This window comes from Kribbella sp. NPDC104740 (assembly GCF_055583505.1).
Genome location: NZ_JBVJNV010000001.1, coordinates 1,282,530 through 1,298,760, shown reverse-complemented (window position 1 = coordinate 1,298,760; position 16,231 = coordinate 1,282,530). Strand labels below are relative to the sequence as shown.

Sequence of the window (16,231 nt, the reverse complement as noted above, 5' to 3'; positions counted from 1 at the left end):
GTCGGACGCATGGCAGCATAGTCGTGCGGTGGCTCGTCCGATTGACGACTCGTGCAGACTCTTCCCATGCGATTGACAGTGCTGGCCGGTGGCATCGGCGGATCCACCTTCCTGCGCGGCCTGCTGAAGGCCCGGCCCGACGCCGACGTCACGGTGATCGGGAACACCGCGGACGACATCACCCTGTTCGGGCTGCGGGTCTGCCCCGACCTGGACACGGTGATGTACACGCTCGGGGACGGGATCTCGAAGGAGCGCGGCTGGGGACGTGAGGACGAGACCTGGGTGATCAAGGAGGAGCTGGCGGCGTACGGCGTGGAGCCGACCTGGTTCGGCCTCGGCGACCGGGACGTGGCCACCCACCTGGTCCGGACCCAGATGCTGGACGCCGGGTACGGCCTGAGCGCGGTCACCCAGGCGCTCTGCGAGCGGTGGAAGCTGCCGGTGCGGCTGCTGCCGATGAGCGACGACCGGGTCGAGACCCACGTCGTGATCGACGACCCGGACGCCCCCGGCGCCAAGAAGGCGATCCACTTCCAGGAGTACTGGGTCCGGCTGCACGCCGAGGTGCCCGCGCACCAGATCGTCGCGGTCGGCTCGGAGAAGGCCAAGCCGGCGCCCGGCGTGCTGGAGGCGATCGCGAACTGCGACGTACTGATCCTGCCGCCGTCGAACCCGGTGGTCTCGGTCGGCACCATCCTCGGCGTGCCCGGGATCCGCGAAGCGGTCCGCGACACCGCGGCACCGGTGATCGGGCTGTCGCCGATCATCGGCACCGGCCCGGTCCGCGGCATGGCCGACAAGGTGCTGGCCGCCGTCGGGGTCGAGTCGACCGCGTCCGCCGTCGCCCGGTACTACGGCGCCCGCGCCCGCGGCGGCGTCCTGGACGGGTGGCTGATCGACACCTCCGACGCCGCCCAGCTCGACTCGATCGCCGGCGCCGGAATTCACGCCCAGGCCGTGCCGTTGTGGATGACCGACGAGTCCCTGACCGCGGCGATGGCCGACGCGGCCCTGAGCCTGGCGGAGGCAGTACGCCGATGAGGAAGCACCTGGAGATCTTCGCGGTCACCGGACTGCCCGAGGTCGCGGCCGGGGACGACCTGGCCGCGCTGATCGGCGAGGCGGCCGACCTGCGCGACGGCGACGTGGTCGCGGTCACCTCGAAGATCGTCAGCAAGGCGGAGGACCGCCTGACCCACCTGACCCGCGCCGAGGCGGTCGACGCCGAACTGGTCCGCGTCGTCGCGCGCCGCGGCGACACCCGGATCGTCCAGACCCGGCACGGGCTGGTGATGGCCGCCGCGGGGACCGACACGTCGAACACCGCGCCGGGCACGGTGCTGCTGCTCCCGGTCGATCCGGACCACTCCGCGCGCGAGCTGCGGACCGCCCTGAAGGACCGGTACGACGTCAACGTCGGCGTCGTGGTCACCGACACGCTCGGGCGGCCCTGGCGGGTCGGCCAGACCGACCTGGCGATCGGGGCGGCCGGCGTACGGGTGGTGGAGGATCTGCGCGGCACGACGGACTCGCACGGGAACGTCCTGGCCGTCACCGAGCCCGCGGTGGCCGACGAGATCGCGTCAGCGGGCGAGCTGGTGAAGGGCAAGGCCGACGGGGTGCCGGTCGCCGTACTGCGCGGGCTCTCGGACGTCGTCCTGGCGGTCGGCGAGCACGGGCCTGGTGCGCGGGCGCTGGTGCGCGACGCGGAGAACGACATGTTCAGCCTGGGCACCCGGGAGGCCGCGCGGGCCGCCGTACTGGAGCGGACGCCGCCCGGTGGGCCGCGCGAAGTCGACCCGGCGCTGTGGGACGGGCTGCTGGTGAACGACGAGGACGTGCACCTGGAGGTCGGCGACAGCGCCGTGACGGTCTTCGGCGACAACCCCGTCGCGGTCGGCATCATCGCCGAACGGCTGGCCGTCCTGCTGCACGCCGAGGGCTACGGCGTCACCGTCCGGACCGGTTCGGGCAGTGAGGCGACGGTCACGTTCGGCTCACGCTTGGACTAGTTTTCTAGGCAACTTCTCAGGCGGGCTGCGTACACTGCATCCGCACGGCGGCGCCGGACCGCCCGGATCGGAAGACCAATCACTGTGGGTAAAGCGTCGTCGCAGAAGCAGTCGCGCCGCGAGATGGTAGAGAAGATGCAGCGGGACCAGGCCCGGTCCGACAAGCGCCGCACCCTGCTCATCGTCGCGGCCTCGATCGTGGTCGGCCTGGCGATCATCGCCTACCCGGCGATCAAGCTGATCCAGGACTCCCGGACCCGTGACCAGGCCCTGTCCTCCTTCGGAACCGCCGCCTCCGGCGCCTCGTGCGACAAGGTGATCGACGACAAGGCGAGCGGTACGCAGGACCACAAGCCGGACGGCGAGGTGATCGCCTACCCGGTGTCGCCGCCGTCGTCGGGCCCGCACTACGCCACCTGGGCGCCGTTCGGCAAGAAGTTCTACAGCACCGACGACCGGCCGCCGGTGCCGAACCTGGTGCACAACCTCGAGCACGGTTACACGATCCTGTGGTACCGCGACACCCTGCCGAAGGACCAGATCGACCAGATCGAGCAGATCTCCAAGGCGAAGCTGCCCGACTCCTCGCTCGGCAAGTTCATCGCGGCGCCGTTCAAGGAGGCCGACGGCCCGGCCTGGCCCGAGGGCAAGAACGTCGCCTTCTCGCACTGGAGCGGCAACGCCCAGGGCGCCACGGAGGCCTTCGGCCACCGCCAGTTCTGCGGCTCGGTCTCCGGCGAGGCCCTGACCCAGTTCATGGACAAGTTCCCGGCCCTGGACGCCCAGGAGCCCAACGGCGGCTGATCTCCACTTCTGCCTGAAAGGGCACCCGATCCAGTGGATCGGGTGCCCTTTGCCGTACGGCGTGCTGGTGGGTCAGACGTAGCGTTCGGCGTGGTCGGACTGGACCTGGGCGACCAGGTCCTTGACCCGTTCGCCGTCGGCCAGTGGGCAGACCATGGTGACGTCGTGGGTGTGCACGATGATGTGGCCGCGCAGGCCGACCGCCGCGATCAGGTGGTCGGGGTCGTCGGTGACGATCACGTTGTCGTTGGAGTCGAGCAGGCAGCTGAGCGCCGAGCCGTCGTGGCGGTTGCCTCGGGCATCGACCTCGTAGGTGCCGGCCAGTGCGGCCCAGGAGCCGACGTCGAGCCAGTGGACGGGCATCGGGACGACCACCACGTCGGCGTCGACCTTGCCCTGCGAGGCGGGCTCCATGACGGCGTAGTCGACGGAGATCTTGCGCAGCGTCGGGTAGATCTCGGCGAGGGTCGCGTCGCGGTCGGGGGTGTCCCAGACGGCGGCGACCTGGCGCAGCTGCGCGGCCGACTCGGGCAGCAGCGCGTCGAGCACGCTCAGCACCGTCTCGGCCCGCCAGACGAACATCCCGGAGTTCCACCAGAACCGCCCGGTGGCCAGGTACTCCTCGGCGGTCGCGCGGTCCGGCTTCTCCCGGAAGCGGTCCACCACGTACGCCGCCGTACCGTCGATCTGATCGCCCCGCTCGACGTACCCCAGCCCGGTGTGCGGATGCGTCGGCTCGATCCCGAACGTGACCAGCGACCGCGGCCGCTGCTCGACCAGCTCGAAACCGCTCTCGATCGCCTGCCGGAACTCGGCCTCGGGCGTGATCAGGTGGTCCGACCCGACGATCGCCAGTACGGCGTCCGGGTCGTTGCGGGCCACCACGGCCGACGCGAGGCCGACCGCGTTCGCGGTGTCGCGCCCGACCGGCTCGCCGATGATGTTGTTCTCGCCGAGCTCGGGGAGCTCCTCGCGGACCAGGTCGGTGTGCGCCGCGACCGTGCAGACGTAGATGTTCGCGGGGTCGACCAGACCGGCCAGCCGGTCGTACGCCACCCGCAGCAGCGAGTTCCCGGCTGCCAGCGGCAGCACCTGCTTGGGCTTGTCCGCCCGGGACAACGGCCACAGCCGCGTGCCCGAGCCGCCGGCCAGAATCACCACGTTCCGCATGAGGAGGAACCCTACCTGCCCGGCCGACCAGACAACTTCATCAGCTGGTCTGCTCGTCCTCGGGAACCTCGCACGCTTCCCCCGCCGGTACTTCGGGGACGGGCGTGGCCGACGGCAGCCGCAGGTGCGCCATGTCGGCCGGCACCTCGCCGCCGCTGGGCACCCAGACCGCGTCCGACTCGCCGTCGATCCCGGTCGCGGGCGCGTCGGTCAGCCGGAACCGGTCGCGCAGCCGCCCGTAGAAGTCGGTCGGCCGCAGCCGAACGAGCCGCAGCGGCCGCGTCGACCCGTAGACCCCGATCCAGTCCCCCGGATCGAGCACACCCCGCAGCTGCCCGTCGATGCTGACCGCGGCCTGCCCCGAGTGCGGCAGCACCCGCAGCCCGATCGGCTCGTCGGGCGCGGCGATCACGGTCCGGTTGAAGGTCATGTGCGGCGCGACCGGCGTGAACACGATCGCCTCCGTCGTCGGCGACAGGATCGGCCCACCGGCCGCGAAGCTGTACGCCGTACTGCCGGTCGGTGTCGCGACGATCACCGCGTCCGCCGAGTACGACGCCAGCAGCCGCCCGGACAGGTACACGCCGAGCGCGACCTGGTGGTCCCGAGCCAGCTTCTCCAGCACCACATCGTTCAGCGCGGTCACATCGAGCGCGACACCCCACCCGTCCGCATCCGTCTCCGGCCGGACGGCGGGCGGCGGCAGCGCCGGGCCGTGCCCGTACCGCAGCAGGGCGTCCATGCCGGTCGGGATCTCCAGCGCCCGGGACGCGCGCATGGTCAGCGTCATCCGCTGCTCGATCGTTGCCTCGTCGCGGTGCACGGCCTCGAGCGCCGCCTCGACGTCGCTGCAGGCGACCTCGGTAAGGAACCCGACCTTGCCGAGGTCGACACCGAGCACGGCCGCGTCGTTCTTGGCCGCGATCCGGGCGCCGCGCAGGAAGGTGCCGTCGCCGCCGAGGGTGACGACCAGGTCCGGGTTGCCGGCGTGGTGCAGCTCGTCCATCCCGCCGCGGCGGTCCTCGTGCTGCTTCCAGACGTCGATGTCGGTGCAGCCGATGTCGTTGGTCTTGCACCAGGCACGGACCACGTCGGCGGCCTGCACGGCCAGCGGACGGCCCTGGTGCACGACCAGACCGAGTCGACTGATGGGCACGGTGTTCTCCTTCTGATCCCGGCCGGACCGGCGGATGCTCCGGCCCTGTCTGCACCACCGTAGGGCTTCCGGACAAGATCGCCACCGACGGCCGACATTTCCCTGACATTCGCCTCGCACAGTGGCCGGTATGACCACGACACGACTGATCCGCTGGGTTCCGCTGCTCCTCGTCGCGGTGCTCGCCACCGGCTGCGGGGGCAGCTCGTCGGCCGGTACGGCGGACAAGACGCCCGAGATCGCCACGCTGACCACGCCGACGCCCGGCAAGGCCGCCACCGGCCAGCCGTCGGGCCAGCAGTCCGCCGCCGACCCGGACGCCGGGCGGGTCCGGGAGCGGATCGACATGACCGCCGCCGACCGCGACCGGCTGTACCAGGGCTACCTGGTCTGCATGAAGGAGAACGGCATCGACGTACTGTCCGAGCGGTCGAAGCCGAAGGAGTCCGGCGTCCTCGGCAGTGGTGGCCGGACCACCGACCCGGAGAAGGCGAAGAAGGCCGGCGCCACCTGCGCGAACAAGCTGCCGCTGCCGGCCTGGGAGATCGACGCGAAGAACCCGGACGCGCTCGACTTCGGCCGCAAGGTCGTGCAGTGCCTGAAGAACAAGGGCGTCAAGTACGTCGAGCTGTCGACCGGCGCCGACACCGGCATCGTCGGCCCTTCGCTGGGCGGCCCGCAGAACGACGCCGAGTCGATCCGCAAGGGCATGGACCTCACCCCCGAGTGCCAGCGCGAGGTGGCCGGCAAGTGAGCACCCTCCGTACGCCGCCCGCGGGCGGCCGCGGCCGCCCGCGCCGGGCGGTCGCGCTGGCGCTGGGGGCGGTCCTGGTCGTCGGCGCCGGCTACGCGGGCTTTCGCGTCTTCGACAAGCCGCCGCCGGCGGTCGCCGCGGACGGACCCGATCCGGCAGAAACCGTCGCCATCCAGCGCACCGATCTCTCCCAGGCCCGCGAGCTCTCCGGCGACCTCGGGTACGGCGGCCGCAAAACCGTGAAGACCCGCGCGACCGGCACGATCACCTGGCTGCCGAAGCCCGGCACCACCGTCGGCCGCGGCGACGTCCTGCTGCGCGTCGACGACAAGCCGGTCGTGCTCTTCTACGGCAGCACCCCGCTCTTCCGCACCCTCGGCATTCCGCCGGCGAAGAAGACCCCACCGCCCGAGAACGACCCCGCCGGGCCGCCGAACTCTCCGCCCGACTCCCCGGCGAAATCCCCGTCCGACCCACCGCCGAACCCACCCGCGAAACCCCCGGCCGGCCCCGACGTGAAGGTCGTCAAGCAGAACCTCGCCGCCCTCGGCTTCCTCGGCACCACCGGCAGCGACAAGCTCACCGCCGCCACCACGAAGGCGATCAAGCAGTGGCAGAAGTCGCTCGACCTCGACCAGACCGGTGTCCTCGACCCGGCCTCGGTCGTCGTGCTCCCGAACGCCGTCCGGATCGACTCGATCGCCGTCGCCCTCGGTGATCCCGCCCCGGCCGACGTCTTCGGTGTCACCTCGACCGAGAAGGTCGTCACGCTCCCGCTCGACGCCGACGACACCGCCGGGGTCCGCGCCGGGGTGAAGGTGAAACTCACGCTCCCGAACGGCAAGGCGACCACCGGCACGGTCCGCGCGGTCAGCACCGACGCGGCCCCGCCGCCGAGCGACGGAAACCCGGCCGACGGCACCAAGAAGCCGCAGGTCACCGCGACGATCGCCCTCGACCAGCAGTCCGCCGCGACCGGGATCGACTCCGGGCCGACCACCGTCACCGTCCCGGGCGCGGTCCGCAAGGGCGTGCTCGTCGTACCGGTCGCCGCGCTGCTGGCGCTCCGCGAGGGCGGGTACGCCGTACAGGTCGTCGACGGCACCGCGACGTCGCTGGTCGGCGTGAAGACCGGAATGTTTGCCGACGGCAACGTCGAGATCACCGGCGCCGGCCTGCAGGCCGGCCAGAAGGTGGTGACGACGTCGTGAGCGCCCCTGTCGTCGAGCTGAGGAACGCGGTCAAGCAGTACGCCGGTGGGGTGCGTGCCCTCGACAACGTCTCGCTGCGCATCGACTCCGGCGAACTGCTCGCGATCGTCGGCCCGTCGGGCTCCGGCAAGTCCACGCTGCTCAACCTGATGGGCACCCTCGACCGCCCGACCGAAGGCACGGTCGAGCTGCAGGGCCACGACGTCACCGCCCTCTCCGACCGGCAACTCTCCGCCCTCCGCGGCCGCTCGATCGGTTTCGTCTTCCAGCAGTTCCACCTGTCCGAGGGCCACACCGCCACCGAGAACGTCGCCACCGGCCTCCTGTACGCCGGTACACCGCGGCGGCAGCGCAAGCCGCTGGCCCTGGAGGCGCTCGACAAGGTCGGCCTCTCCCACCGCGCCACCCACCGCCCGCACGAGCTCTCCGGCGGCGAACGCCAACGCGTCGCCATCGCGCGGGCGCTGGTCAACAACCCGGCACTGGTCCTCGCCGACGAGCCCACGGGCGCCTTGGACACGGCCACAGGTCAGGCGGTCCTCCACCTTCTGACCACCCTGAACAGCACCGGAACGACCATCGCGGTGATCACCCATGACCGGGAGATCGCGGCGCAACTTCCCAGAAAAGTAGAAGTCCGCGACGGCCGCCTGGTGACCACATGAAGAAAGTGACAGCACCTGTCCGTCTCGCACTCTCAGATCTCTTACTCCTTGGATTGACCAGGCTCAGGACCAAACCCCTCCGCGCCGCCCTCTCCGCCCTCGGGATCTCCATCGGCATCGCCACCGTCGTGGTCGTCACCGGCATCCCCGCCTCCAGCCAGCAAGCCGTCATGGACGAGCTCGCCTCGCTTGGCCCCGACCTCCTCCGGGCCGCGGCGGTCCCCAACCAAGGCGAGGACCAGCCCGCCGGGTTGCCGACGGCATCGATCGGGATGGCCGGCCGGATCGGCCCGGTGCAGGAGGTCAGTGGCGTCGCCAACGTGCACGCCGGCGTTCGCCGTACGGACAAGGTCGACGGCGGCAGCACCGGGATCACCGTGCTCGCCAGCAAACCCAACCTCCTCCCGTTGCTCGGAGCAAAGATCCACTCCGGCAGTTTCCTCACCGCCGCCAACGAGCGCTTCCCGACCGTCGTCCTCGGCGCGAAAGCCGCGACCTGGCTCGGCATCACCGACCTCCCACCCGGCCGGCCGAAGCCGAGGATCCTGCTCAACGACACCTGGTTCACCGTCGTCGGCGTCCTCGCCCGCTCCCCGCTCGCCCCGGACGTCGAGCAATCCGTCCTGGTCGGCTGGGACGCCGCCAAGACCTCTTTGGGGTTCGACGGCCGCCCGTCGGTCGTCTACGTCCGCGCCACCGACACCTCGCTCGAAGACGTCCGCGCCGTCCTCGGCCGCACCCTCAACCCCGAGCAGCCCGGACTCGTCCAGGTCAGCCGCCCGTCCGAGGCCCTGGCCGCCCAGCGGATCACCCAGAACGCGTTCTCGACCCTCTTCCTCGGCCTGGCCGGCGTCGCCCTCCTGGTCGGCGGGATCGGCGTCGCGAACACGATGGTGATCTCCGTCCTCGAACGCCGCCGCGAGATCGGCCTCCGCCGCGCCCTCGGCGCCAACCGCGGCCAGATCCGCGGCCAGTTCCTGACCGAGTCCGTGGTGCTCTGCACGATCGGCGGCCTGCTCGGCGCCGGCCTCGGCATCCTCGGCGTGATCGCCTACGCCAACTCGCAAGCCTGGCCGGTCGTCGTCCCGGTGAACGCCCTCCTGGCCGGAATCGGCGCCTCGATCGCGGTCGGGGTCCTCGCAGGCGTCTACCCCGCCGTACGGGCGTCGCTGCTCACCCCCACCGAAGCCCTCGCCGCCGACTGATCCCACTTTGAGCACCACTCAGCCACTCCAGCGCCACCAAAACGCCTGACCGGTGCCCAAAGTCACCCCCACCCCCGACCCGCCATCCCCACTTTGAGCACCGGTCAGCCACTTCGACAGCCCCAGAATGACTGGCCAGTGCCCAAAGTTGGCCTTCAACCCGACGAGCGAGCCCAGGCCGCCTCGCCGTAGGAGCTCGCCGGCTCAGCCACAGTCCGGCCCCGCTCCGATCCACCCCCCAACCTTGGGCACCGCCCAGCCACTTTGCCGGTCCAGAAATGGCTGGCCGGTGCCCAAAGTCGCGTTCGGGTGGGCGGCGGGGGCGCAACCCCGGGGGCATTGGGGGTGAAGGGGGCGGCGGGCCTCAGCGGTTGGCGGCCGAGTGTGGGCGGTGGCTGGGTACAACGGGTGGCGGCTGGTGTGGAGCGGGTGCCAGGGCCGCAACGGGTGGGAGCGGTGCAGCGGATGGCCGCCAAGGTGAGGGCGGTGGCTGGGTGCAACCGGTGGCGGCGGGGGCGGGCGGGTGTCAGGACTGCGACGCGTGGGGGCGCCCGGGTTCGGCGACGCCGAATGTCAGGATCTCGTCCCGGTCGGCGTGAGCGTGCCGGGAGCAACGACCGGCCGACCTACAGTGGGAGCCATGTGTGCGCAGGTCGTGCTGGCCGAGGACGACGCGAAACAGGCTGAGCTGGTTCGCCGGTATCTCGAGCGGGAGCATCACCAGGTGGTCGTGGTCGGCGACGGGCGGGCCGCGCTCGAGCAGGTTCGCCGGTTGCAGCCGGATCTGTTGGTGCTGGACGTGATGCTGCCCGGGGTCGACGGGCTGGACGTGTGCCGGATCCTGCGTCGCGAGTCCGACCTTCCGGTGCTGATGCTGACGGCGAGGACCGAGGAGGACGACATGCTGCTCGGCCTCGATCTCGGTGCCGACGACTACATGACCAAGCCGTTCAGCCCGCGCGAGCTCGCGGCCCGTGTCCGCACGTTGCTGCGGCGTGGCCGGCAGGCTCCGAGCAGTGCCGAGCCGGACCAGATGCTGCGCGTCGGCGGGCTCACCGTCGACCTGGACCGCCACGAGCTGTTCGCCGACGGCACGAAGGTCGCCTGTACGCCGGGCGAGTTCCGCCTGATCGCGACGATGGCCGCGAAACCGCACCGGGTCTTCACCCGGGCCCAGCTGCTCGAGCAACTGCACGGCATCGACCAGTACATCACCACCCGCACGATCGACACCCACGTACTCAACCTGCGCAAGAAGATCGAGCCGGAGCCGCGCCGCCCGGTCCGTCTGCTGACCGTGTACGGCGTCGGCTACAAGCTGACCGACGCCTGAGATGGCGGCCCGCAGGAGCATCCTGGTCCGGCTGCTCGCGGGCGCCGTCCTGGTCTCGCTCTGCTCGATCGCGGCGACGGCGTGGCTGGCGGCCCGCAGTACGACGGTCGCGATCCAGCAGGAGCAGGGCCGGGCGCTGGCCGACGACAGCAAGATCTACGACGCCCTGCTCGGGTACGCCGCGACGCACGCCGCCTGGCCCGGTGTCGGCACGCTGATCGAGCAGCTCAGCCGCGAGACCGGCCGGCAGATCACGCTCACCACGAACGACCGCAAGCTGATCGCCGGACCGGCCAAGGATCTCGCGAGCGCGTCGTCGGTGACGATCGACCCGTTCGCGGTCGACCCCGATCTCGGCGGCGCGGACCGGATCGACCCGCGCGTGGTCGGCCCGTTCAAGCTGAGCGCGGCGGACCAGAAGTTCCTCGGCGACGTCGCGAAGCGGGTCCTGAACTGTGTGCGCGGCCGGACCGGCGTCGGCATCATCCAGACCACGCCGAGCGGCCGCCCGCGGATCGTCGGCGCCAGTGAAGCAACGATCAGCAGCTGCGACACCCAGGGTGTGCTCGATCAGCTGACCCGCTCGGAGCGCAAGCCGTACAGCGATCTGCAGACGCTGATCAACACCTGCCTGGCCAGCCAGAAGATCCAGTTCACCGTGAAGCTGCAGCCGGACCTGACCTGGTCGGTCTTCGACCCCGACGTCAGCGGCCCGGTCCCGCCGGACGGCGTACCGAGCGAACGGATCGAAGCCTGCGTCACCCAGTCCCGACGCACCCAGCTCGACCCGTACGTCGCTCCGCTCGCGCGGCTGTTCGTGAACACCCCGAGCCGCGCCGAGGCCGGGTTCGACCTGTCGCCCACGAACCAGAAACGGATCGCCGGGGTCGCGGCCGCGGTGCTGCTGATCACGGTGATCATCACCGTCGCGGGCGGGTTCCGGCTCGTGCAGCCGCTGCGGGCGTTGACCCGGGCGTCGCGGCGGATGACCGGTGGGGACGAGTCGGTCCGGGTCCGCGTGCGGGGACGCGACGAGATCGGGCAGCTGTCAGCCGCGTTCAACGAGCTCGCCGACAGCCGCGCCCGGACGGAGGCGTTGCGGCGCGCGATGGTGAGCGACATCGCGCACGAGCTGCGGACGCCGCTGAGCAACATCCGCGGCTGGCTGGAGGCCGTCGAGGACGGCGTCACCAAGCCCGACCAGGCGTTCATCCAGTCGTTGAGCGAGGAGGCCGCGCTGCTCCAGCACATCATCGACGACCTCCGCGACCTGGCGACGGCGGACGCGGGCAACCTCCGCATCCACCCCGAACGCGTTCATCTGCCGACGCTGCTGGAACAGGTCGTCGCCGCCCACCACTCGGAGGCGGGAGCCGCAGAAGTCACCCTCACCTCCGCCCCCTCCCCGTCCGCCCCGGCGGGGGCGGACGGGGAGCTCGAGCTGGAAGCCGACCCGATCCGGCTCCGCCAAGTGGTCGGCAACCTGGTGGCGAACGCCCTGCGTTTCACACCGGCGGGCGGCAGTGTCCGTGTGACCGGCCGCCGGGAGGGCAGCGACGTGGTCATCGACGTGATCGACACCGGCACCGGCATCTCCCCCGAGGACCTCCCCAAGGTCTTCGACCGCTTCTGGCGCGCCGAGCAGTCGCGCAACCGGCACACCGGCGGCAGCGGCCTCGGCCTGGCGATCGTCCGCAGCCTGGTCGAGGCGCACCACGGTCAGGTCACGGCCCGCAGCACCCTCGGCCAGGGCTCGACCTTCACCGTCCGGCTACCTGTCGACTGACTCCGCGTGCATCCGCGCGAACTCGCGCCGGAACTGCGGCCGCTCGACGATCTGCTCCGACCACGGCAGCTGCACCCGTACGACGCCGCCCGCCGCGACGGTCACCGCGAACACGGCGCCTGCCGGGTCGATGGTGGCCAGCTGCACGCTGACCGCGTCCGGGTACCCGCCGAGCGCGCGGACGATCTGCAGCGAGTCGTCCGCGTGGTCCTCGTTCATGTGCCGCAGCACGGCGGAGACGATGTCCGGGGTGAACGGGTCGCTCATGAGGACGCCTTCTTCCGTCGAGCCACCAGCACGAGCGCGGCCCCAACCAGCAACAGCACGCCACCCGCGACCGGCAGCCAGAACGTCGCTCCACCGGTACTGGCCAATGAGGCACCCGTCGGCTTGGTCGGGGTGTCACTCACAGGTGGGTCTGAAGGAATCTGTACAGGAGAAGTACGAACAACTGCTTTGACAGAAAAGTTGCTACTAGCAACAATATCGTCGACCGACAGCGTCACCACGTGCTTCCCGACCGCCAACGACATCGGCACCTTCCACCGGAAGCTGACTGTTCCGTCAGCACCAGCCACGTGCTGACCCACCGAAGCCTGCCGCTCCCCGCCGAACACCAACGGAATCCGCACATCGAACGACCGATTCCCCGTCGACCGGTGATCCGCCCGCAGATACAGCACGCACCCGTTCACCGCCTCAGCACACTTCGTGTTCTCGTCGAACGACTTCACCTCCACCGAGGTCGTCGCCACCAGATCACCCCCGATCGGCACCACCAGCTCCTCCGACCCGGCGTACGGGTAGTTCGTGATCCACTGCGACGTCCCCGACGCCCCGCTCATGTCCGCACCCCCGATCGCCGGCGACGCGTGCTTTCCTGGCCCGTTGTCGACCGCGGTCAGCAGGTAGAACCCACTCGGCGCCTCCACAGAGTTCGCCTTGCTGTTCACCAGCCCACTGATCCGCGCCGACACCTTCGCCCCCTCGGCCACCATCAACTTGCCCCCGGCAACCTTCAGTCCCGGCCCACTCACGACCACCGTCTGCCCGTGACCGTTCGAGAAGCTGAACTCCGGCGCGCCCGGTGTCGACCCCGGATCGACCTCCGCGGTCACCTTCGAACCGGCCGGGAACCCCGTCCCCTCGACCAGCAGTTCAGCCCCCGGCAGCACAGCCTCCGGCGACACCTTCACCGCAGGTTCCACAACCCTCAACACAGCAGCCGACGACGTCGCCGAGCCCGCCTCGTTGCTGAAGACCGCGCGATACCCCGACCCGTCGTCCGCCGCCGCGACCCCGGCGAGACTCAACGCCGGTGTCACCGCGGACGGCGACGCGATCGGAGCCCAGCTCTTCCCCTCGTCAGCGCTGCGCTCCCACTGCACCGTCGGCACCGGCGTACCGGTCGCCGCCGCGGTGAACCTCGCGGTGCCCCCGCCGACCACCGACGCCGCGACCGGCTGCGTCGTCACCACCGGCAGCACCGGCTGCGGCCCGGCGGGCTTGAAGGTGATCTTCTGGAACACGTCCTGCGACCGGTCGCCGCGATGATCGACGACCTCGTTGTCCGAGGCCAGCGGCGAGTTGAAGCTCGCGATGTGGCAGGCGGCCGCGAGGCAGTCCACGTCGACGCCCTCGTTGGTGAACGTCACCGCCGTCTCGACGGTCGCCTCGAACGTCCCGTCCGCACCGGTCACGACGCGCTGCGCACCCGAGAACGGCGTCGGGTTCGACTCGCCGACCGTGCCCTGCGGCGTCTGCGCGATGTACAGCGCCCGGTCAGGCGCGAAACCGGTCCCCTTCACCACAACAGCCTGTCCATCCGCAAGATAGACCGCCGGCGAGACCGTCAACGCAGGCTTCACAGCGTTGCCAAAGGCAACCACCTTCAACAGCTCCTGCGCCGCGTTCGGCAACGCTCCACCCGCCGCGTACGTCGCGACGCCGTACGTCCCGCTCGCGGTGTCAGCGGGCTTCACCGTCAGCGTCGTCTCGAACGTCCCGTCCGGCTTCAACGTCACGTACGCCGGGTTCGCCGCCCCCGGCCGCGAGGCGTCCGGCAGCGCCCACTTCTGGTCGAGCACCCGCCGCGTCCCCGCCGCCGCGCCCTTCGACGGCTGCCAAACCTCGTCGAAACTCCCGAACACGACGTACACCCCGGCGGGTAACCCAGGCGTCACCGGCGGCCGCGTCGACGGGTTCGCGGCCGGGTCGTACCCACTCCCGCGCACCGTCACGGTCGTCCCGGCAGCAGGCACGGTCCCCAGCGGCTGCCCGTCGGCACCGAGGAGTTCCAGCTTCGGCGTCCAGACCGGCGCCGTCGTCAATGCGACCGAGAAGCTGATCGGGTCGAGCGCCGTACCGGCCGGGTAGAAGTTCGCGAACGCCGGAACCCCCGCCGCGGTCAGCTTGGTCGGTGCCGCGGTCACGGTGGCGACGCCGTCCTTGGCCACCACCGGATGCGCGCTGAAGTCGACGTCGGCGAGCACCACGTCGTCGTACGTCGCGGGCTGCCCGGTCTCCAGGCTCTTGCTGACAACGTCGGCGATCACCGTTCCCGCGCTCCCGCTCATCGTGACCCGGACGTCGGTGACGGTGACCTCGAGGAGCGGGTTGCCGGCCTGCATCTCGTGGCCTTTGAAGTACACGCCGCCGGTGAAGCCGACCTGCTCGGCCGTCCCGCTCCCACCCGGGAAGCGGAACGTGCCGTCGGCGTTCCGGGTCGCGGGCTCGCGCATCGTGATCGAGCCGTGCGCGATGCTGCCCTCGATGTAGGTCCGGAACGATGCCTTCAGCCCCCAGTCGAGACTGCCGGCCGGCGGTTCTTCCGGCTCCGGCTCACCGCCACCTCCGAACGTCACCGGTACGGCGAGCTCGTGCGCCGCGTTGACCGCGGAGCCACCCGGGTAGGTGTAGACGCCGTAGTTGCGCGGGTTCTCGGCGACGGTCTTCGCCTTCACCTTCACCTCGAAGGTCCCGTCGGCGTTCAGCGGCACCAGCCGCGGCTTCTGGTTCGGGAAGTCGGTCCCGACCTGGTCGTACGACGCCTGCGGCAGCGCCCACTTGGTGTCGAGCAGCGTGCGCGTCGTCGAGTCGGCGCCGGTGGACGGCCGCCAGTCGTCGGCGAACGAGCCGAACACGACGTACACGCCCGCGGGCTGCCCCGGCGTCACCGGAACCCGTGTCGAGAGGTTGGCGGCCGGGTCGAAGCCGGAACCCCGGACGGTGAGCTCCTCGCCGTCGGTGACACCGGTGGTCTTGGAGACCTCCAGCTTCGGCTCGAAGACCACGGGGGCAGCGGCCACCGCGGACAAGGCACTTCCGGAAGCGACGACCAGCGTTGCCAGGGCGACGAACAGGCCACGGAGGCGGGTCATGCGGTGGGCTCCTTGCGGCGGCGGGTGGCGAGGATCGTGGTGGTGCCGACGACGGCCAGTACGGCGGCGGCGACGAGCAGGGACATCGTGGTGCCGCCGGTGTTCGCCAGTGGTCCGCCCTGCTGCTTCACCGCGGTGGTCTTGTCGTCGGTGACGGTCGGCTTGGCCAGCGTGGTCGACGAGGTCGGCGTCGCGCTCGGCTTCGAGGACCCGGCGCCCGCGAAGCCGACCGGGATCAGCACGTCCGCGGTCCGGTCAGCCGTCCTGGTGTGATCCGCGCGGGTCCCGATCACGCACCCCTTCGGCGCGACCTTCGGGTCCAGGCAGTTCGTGAACTGGTCCTTGGCCTTCACCGTCAGCCGCACCTCGAACGACCCCTTGCCGCCGCTGCGGGTGAACGGCGTCGCCAGCCCCTCGCCGTACGAGGGCGGGTTGGACGAGATCCACGCCGACGTGCCGGAGGCACCCTGCATGTCCACGCCGCCCAGGCACGGCGACGGCAGTTGCCCTGGGCCCTTGTTCACGCAGAACGCGACGTAGATGCCCTTGTTCAGGTCGAAACCGCGGCCGCGCACGGTGACCGAGGTCCCGGCCGGGTCCAGCCCCTGGCTGCGCGACACGGTGACCACCTGCCCCTGCGGACCGGTCGCGGCCGGCGCGGCGTCCGCGACCGACCCGATCCCCCAGATCCCTCCGACCAACAATCCAGCGACACACGCATAGGTTAGCCTCACCTAACTTAGGTTAACCTA

The 16,231-nt window shown here is 70.9% G+C and carries 14 protein-coding genes; 9 read left to right on the top strand and 5 right to left on the bottom strand.

All coding sequences use genetic code 11. The features are described 5' to 3' along the window. The first annotated feature begins 66 nt into the window (after positions 1-66). From cofD to ACZ6Z4_RS06125, 3 genes are all read left to right on the top strand, one after another. Complete coding sequence (gene cofD / locus ACZ6Z4_RS06135; protein WP_465558693.1) at positions 67-1,044, top strand: 2-phospho-L-lactate transferase; 978 nt, start codon at positions 67-69, stop codon at positions 1,042-1,044. After that, positions 1,041-2,015, top strand: coding sequence for a coenzyme F420-0:L-glutamate ligase (locus ACZ6Z4_RS06130; RefSeq protein ID WP_465558691.1), 975 nt, complete (start codon positions 1,041-1,043; stop codon positions 2,013-2,015). Before cofD ends, ACZ6Z4_RS06130 begins: the two co-directional genes overlap by 4 nt. Before the next feature lie 135 nt (positions 2,016-2,150). Further along, positions 2,151-2,819 carry a DUF3105 domain-containing protein gene (locus ACZ6Z4_RS06125; RefSeq protein WP_465558689.1) on the top strand — a complete coding sequence of 223 codons (669 nt, stop codon included), beginning with the start codon at positions 2,151-2,153 and terminating at the stop codon, positions 2,817-2,819. 72 nt (positions 2,820-2,891) lie between these two features. On the opposite strand, the gene ACZ6Z4_RS06120 is transcribed toward ACZ6Z4_RS06125, so the two are convergent. Next, the gene (locus ACZ6Z4_RS06120) at positions 2,892-3,989 is read right to left on the bottom strand and encodes a mannose-1-phosphate guanylyltransferase (RefSeq protein WP_465558687.1); all 1,098 of its coding nucleotides are present in this window, start codon (positions 3,987-3,989) and stop codon (positions 2,892-2,894) included. Between the two features lie 40 nt (positions 3,990-4,029). After that, on the bottom strand, positions 4,030-5,145 hold the full coding sequence (locus ACZ6Z4_RS06115; protein WP_465558685.1) for an NAD(+)/NADH kinase: 1,116 nt from the start codon (positions 5,143-5,145) through the stop codon (positions 4,030-4,032). Positions 5,146-5,275: 130 nt separating this feature from the next. On the opposite strand from ACZ6Z4_RS06115, the gene ACZ6Z4_RS06110 reads away from it, so the two are divergent. The 6 genes from ACZ6Z4_RS06110 to ACZ6Z4_RS06085 all read left to right on the top strand — a co-directional run bounded on the left by ACZ6Z4_RS06110 (position 5,276) and on the right by ACZ6Z4_RS06085 (position 12,099). After that, complete coding sequence (locus tag ACZ6Z4_RS06110; protein WP_465558683.1) at positions 5,276-5,899, top strand: hypothetical protein; 624 nt, start codon at positions 5,276-5,278, stop codon at positions 5,897-5,899. After that, positions 5,896-7,110, top strand: a complete 1,215-nt coding sequence (locus tag ACZ6Z4_RS06105; RefSeq protein WP_465558680.1) for a peptidoglycan-binding protein — start codon at positions 5,896-5,898, stop codon at positions 7,108-7,110. Before ACZ6Z4_RS06110 ends, ACZ6Z4_RS06105 begins: the two co-directional genes overlap by 4 nt. Continuing rightward, the gene (locus ACZ6Z4_RS06100) at positions 7,107-7,775 is read left to right on the top strand and encodes an ABC transporter ATP-binding protein (protein WP_465558678.1); all 669 of its coding nucleotides are present in this window, start codon (positions 7,107-7,109) and stop codon (positions 7,773-7,775) included. Before ACZ6Z4_RS06105 ends, ACZ6Z4_RS06100 begins: the two co-directional genes overlap by 4 nt. A gap of 53 nt (positions 7,776-7,828) precedes the next feature. Further along, positions 7,829-8,980: an ABC transporter permease gene (locus ACZ6Z4_RS06095; protein WP_465558676.1), complete on the top strand. Its 1,152-nt coding sequence runs from the start codon at positions 7,829-7,831 to the stop codon at positions 8,978-8,980. Between the two features lie 640 nt (positions 8,981-9,620). After that, positions 9,621-10,313, top strand: coding sequence for a response regulator (locus tag ACZ6Z4_RS06090; RefSeq protein ID WP_465558673.1), 693 nt, complete (start codon positions 9,621-9,623; stop codon positions 10,311-10,313). Between the two features lies 1 nt (position 10,314). Continuing rightward, on the top strand, positions 10,315-12,099 hold the full coding sequence (locus ACZ6Z4_RS06085; RefSeq protein ID WP_465558671.1) for a sensor histidine kinase: 1,785 nt from the start codon (positions 10,315-10,317) through the stop codon (positions 12,097-12,099). On the opposite strand, the gene ACZ6Z4_RS06080 is transcribed toward ACZ6Z4_RS06085, so the two are convergent. Genes ACZ6Z4_RS06080 through ACZ6Z4_RS06070 form a run of 3 tightly spaced genes read right to left on the bottom strand, consistent with a single transcriptional unit; the run spans position 12,085 to position 16,213 of the window. Continuing rightward, positions 12,085-12,366: a DUF2470 domain-containing protein gene (locus tag ACZ6Z4_RS06080; RefSeq protein WP_465558669.1), complete on the bottom strand. Its 282-nt coding sequence runs from the start codon at positions 12,364-12,366 to the stop codon at positions 12,085-12,087. The genes ACZ6Z4_RS06085 and ACZ6Z4_RS06080 overlap by 15 nt on opposite strands. Continuing rightward, positions 12,363-15,479, bottom strand: coding sequence for an HtaA domain-containing protein (locus ACZ6Z4_RS06075; RefSeq protein WP_465558667.1), 3,117 nt, complete (start codon positions 15,477-15,479; stop codon positions 12,363-12,365). Before ACZ6Z4_RS06075 ends, ACZ6Z4_RS06080 begins: the two co-directional genes overlap by 4 nt. Next, the gene (locus tag ACZ6Z4_RS06070; protein WP_465558665.1) at positions 15,476-16,213 is read right to left on the bottom strand and encodes an LPXTG cell wall anchor domain-containing protein; all 738 of its coding nucleotides are present in this window, start codon (positions 16,211-16,213) and stop codon (positions 15,476-15,478) included. Before ACZ6Z4_RS06070 ends, ACZ6Z4_RS06075 begins: the two co-directional genes overlap by 4 nt. Positions 16,214-16,231: the final 18 nt, after the last annotated feature.

Coding starts and splice junctions, on each gene's coding strand:
- cofD (WP_465558693.1), top strand. CDS start 67: ATGCGATTGACAGTGCTGGCCGGTGGCATCGGCGGATCCACCTTCCTG.
- ACZ6Z4_RS06130 (WP_465558691.1), top strand. CDS start 1,041: ATGAGGAAGCACCTGGAGATCTTCGCGGTCACCGGACTGCCCGAGGTC.
- ACZ6Z4_RS06125 (WP_465558689.1), top strand. CDS start 2,151: ATGCAGCGGGACCAGGCCCGGTCCGACAAGCGCCGCACCCTGCTCATC.
- ACZ6Z4_RS06120 (WP_465558687.1), bottom strand. CDS start 3,989: ATGCGGAACGTGGTGATTCTGGCCGGCGGCTCGGGCACGCGGCTGTGG.
- ACZ6Z4_RS06110 (WP_465558683.1), top strand. CDS start 5,276: ATGACCACGACACGACTGATCCGCTGGGTTCCGCTGCTCCTCGTCGCG.
- ACZ6Z4_RS06090 (WP_465558673.1), top strand. CDS start 9,621: ATGTGTGCGCAGGTCGTGCTGGCCGAGGACGACGCGAAACAGGCTGAG.
- ACZ6Z4_RS06085 (WP_465558671.1), top strand. CDS start 10,315: ATGGCGGCCCGCAGGAGCATCCTGGTCCGGCTGCTCGCGGGCGCCGTC.
- ACZ6Z4_RS06080 (WP_465558669.1), bottom strand. CDS start 12,366: ATGAGCGACCCGTTCACCCCGGACATCGTCTCCGCCGTGCTGCGGCAC.
- ACZ6Z4_RS06075 (WP_465558667.1), bottom strand. CDS start 15,479: ATGACCCGCCTCCGTGGCCTGTTCGTCGCCCTGGCAACGCTGGTCGTC.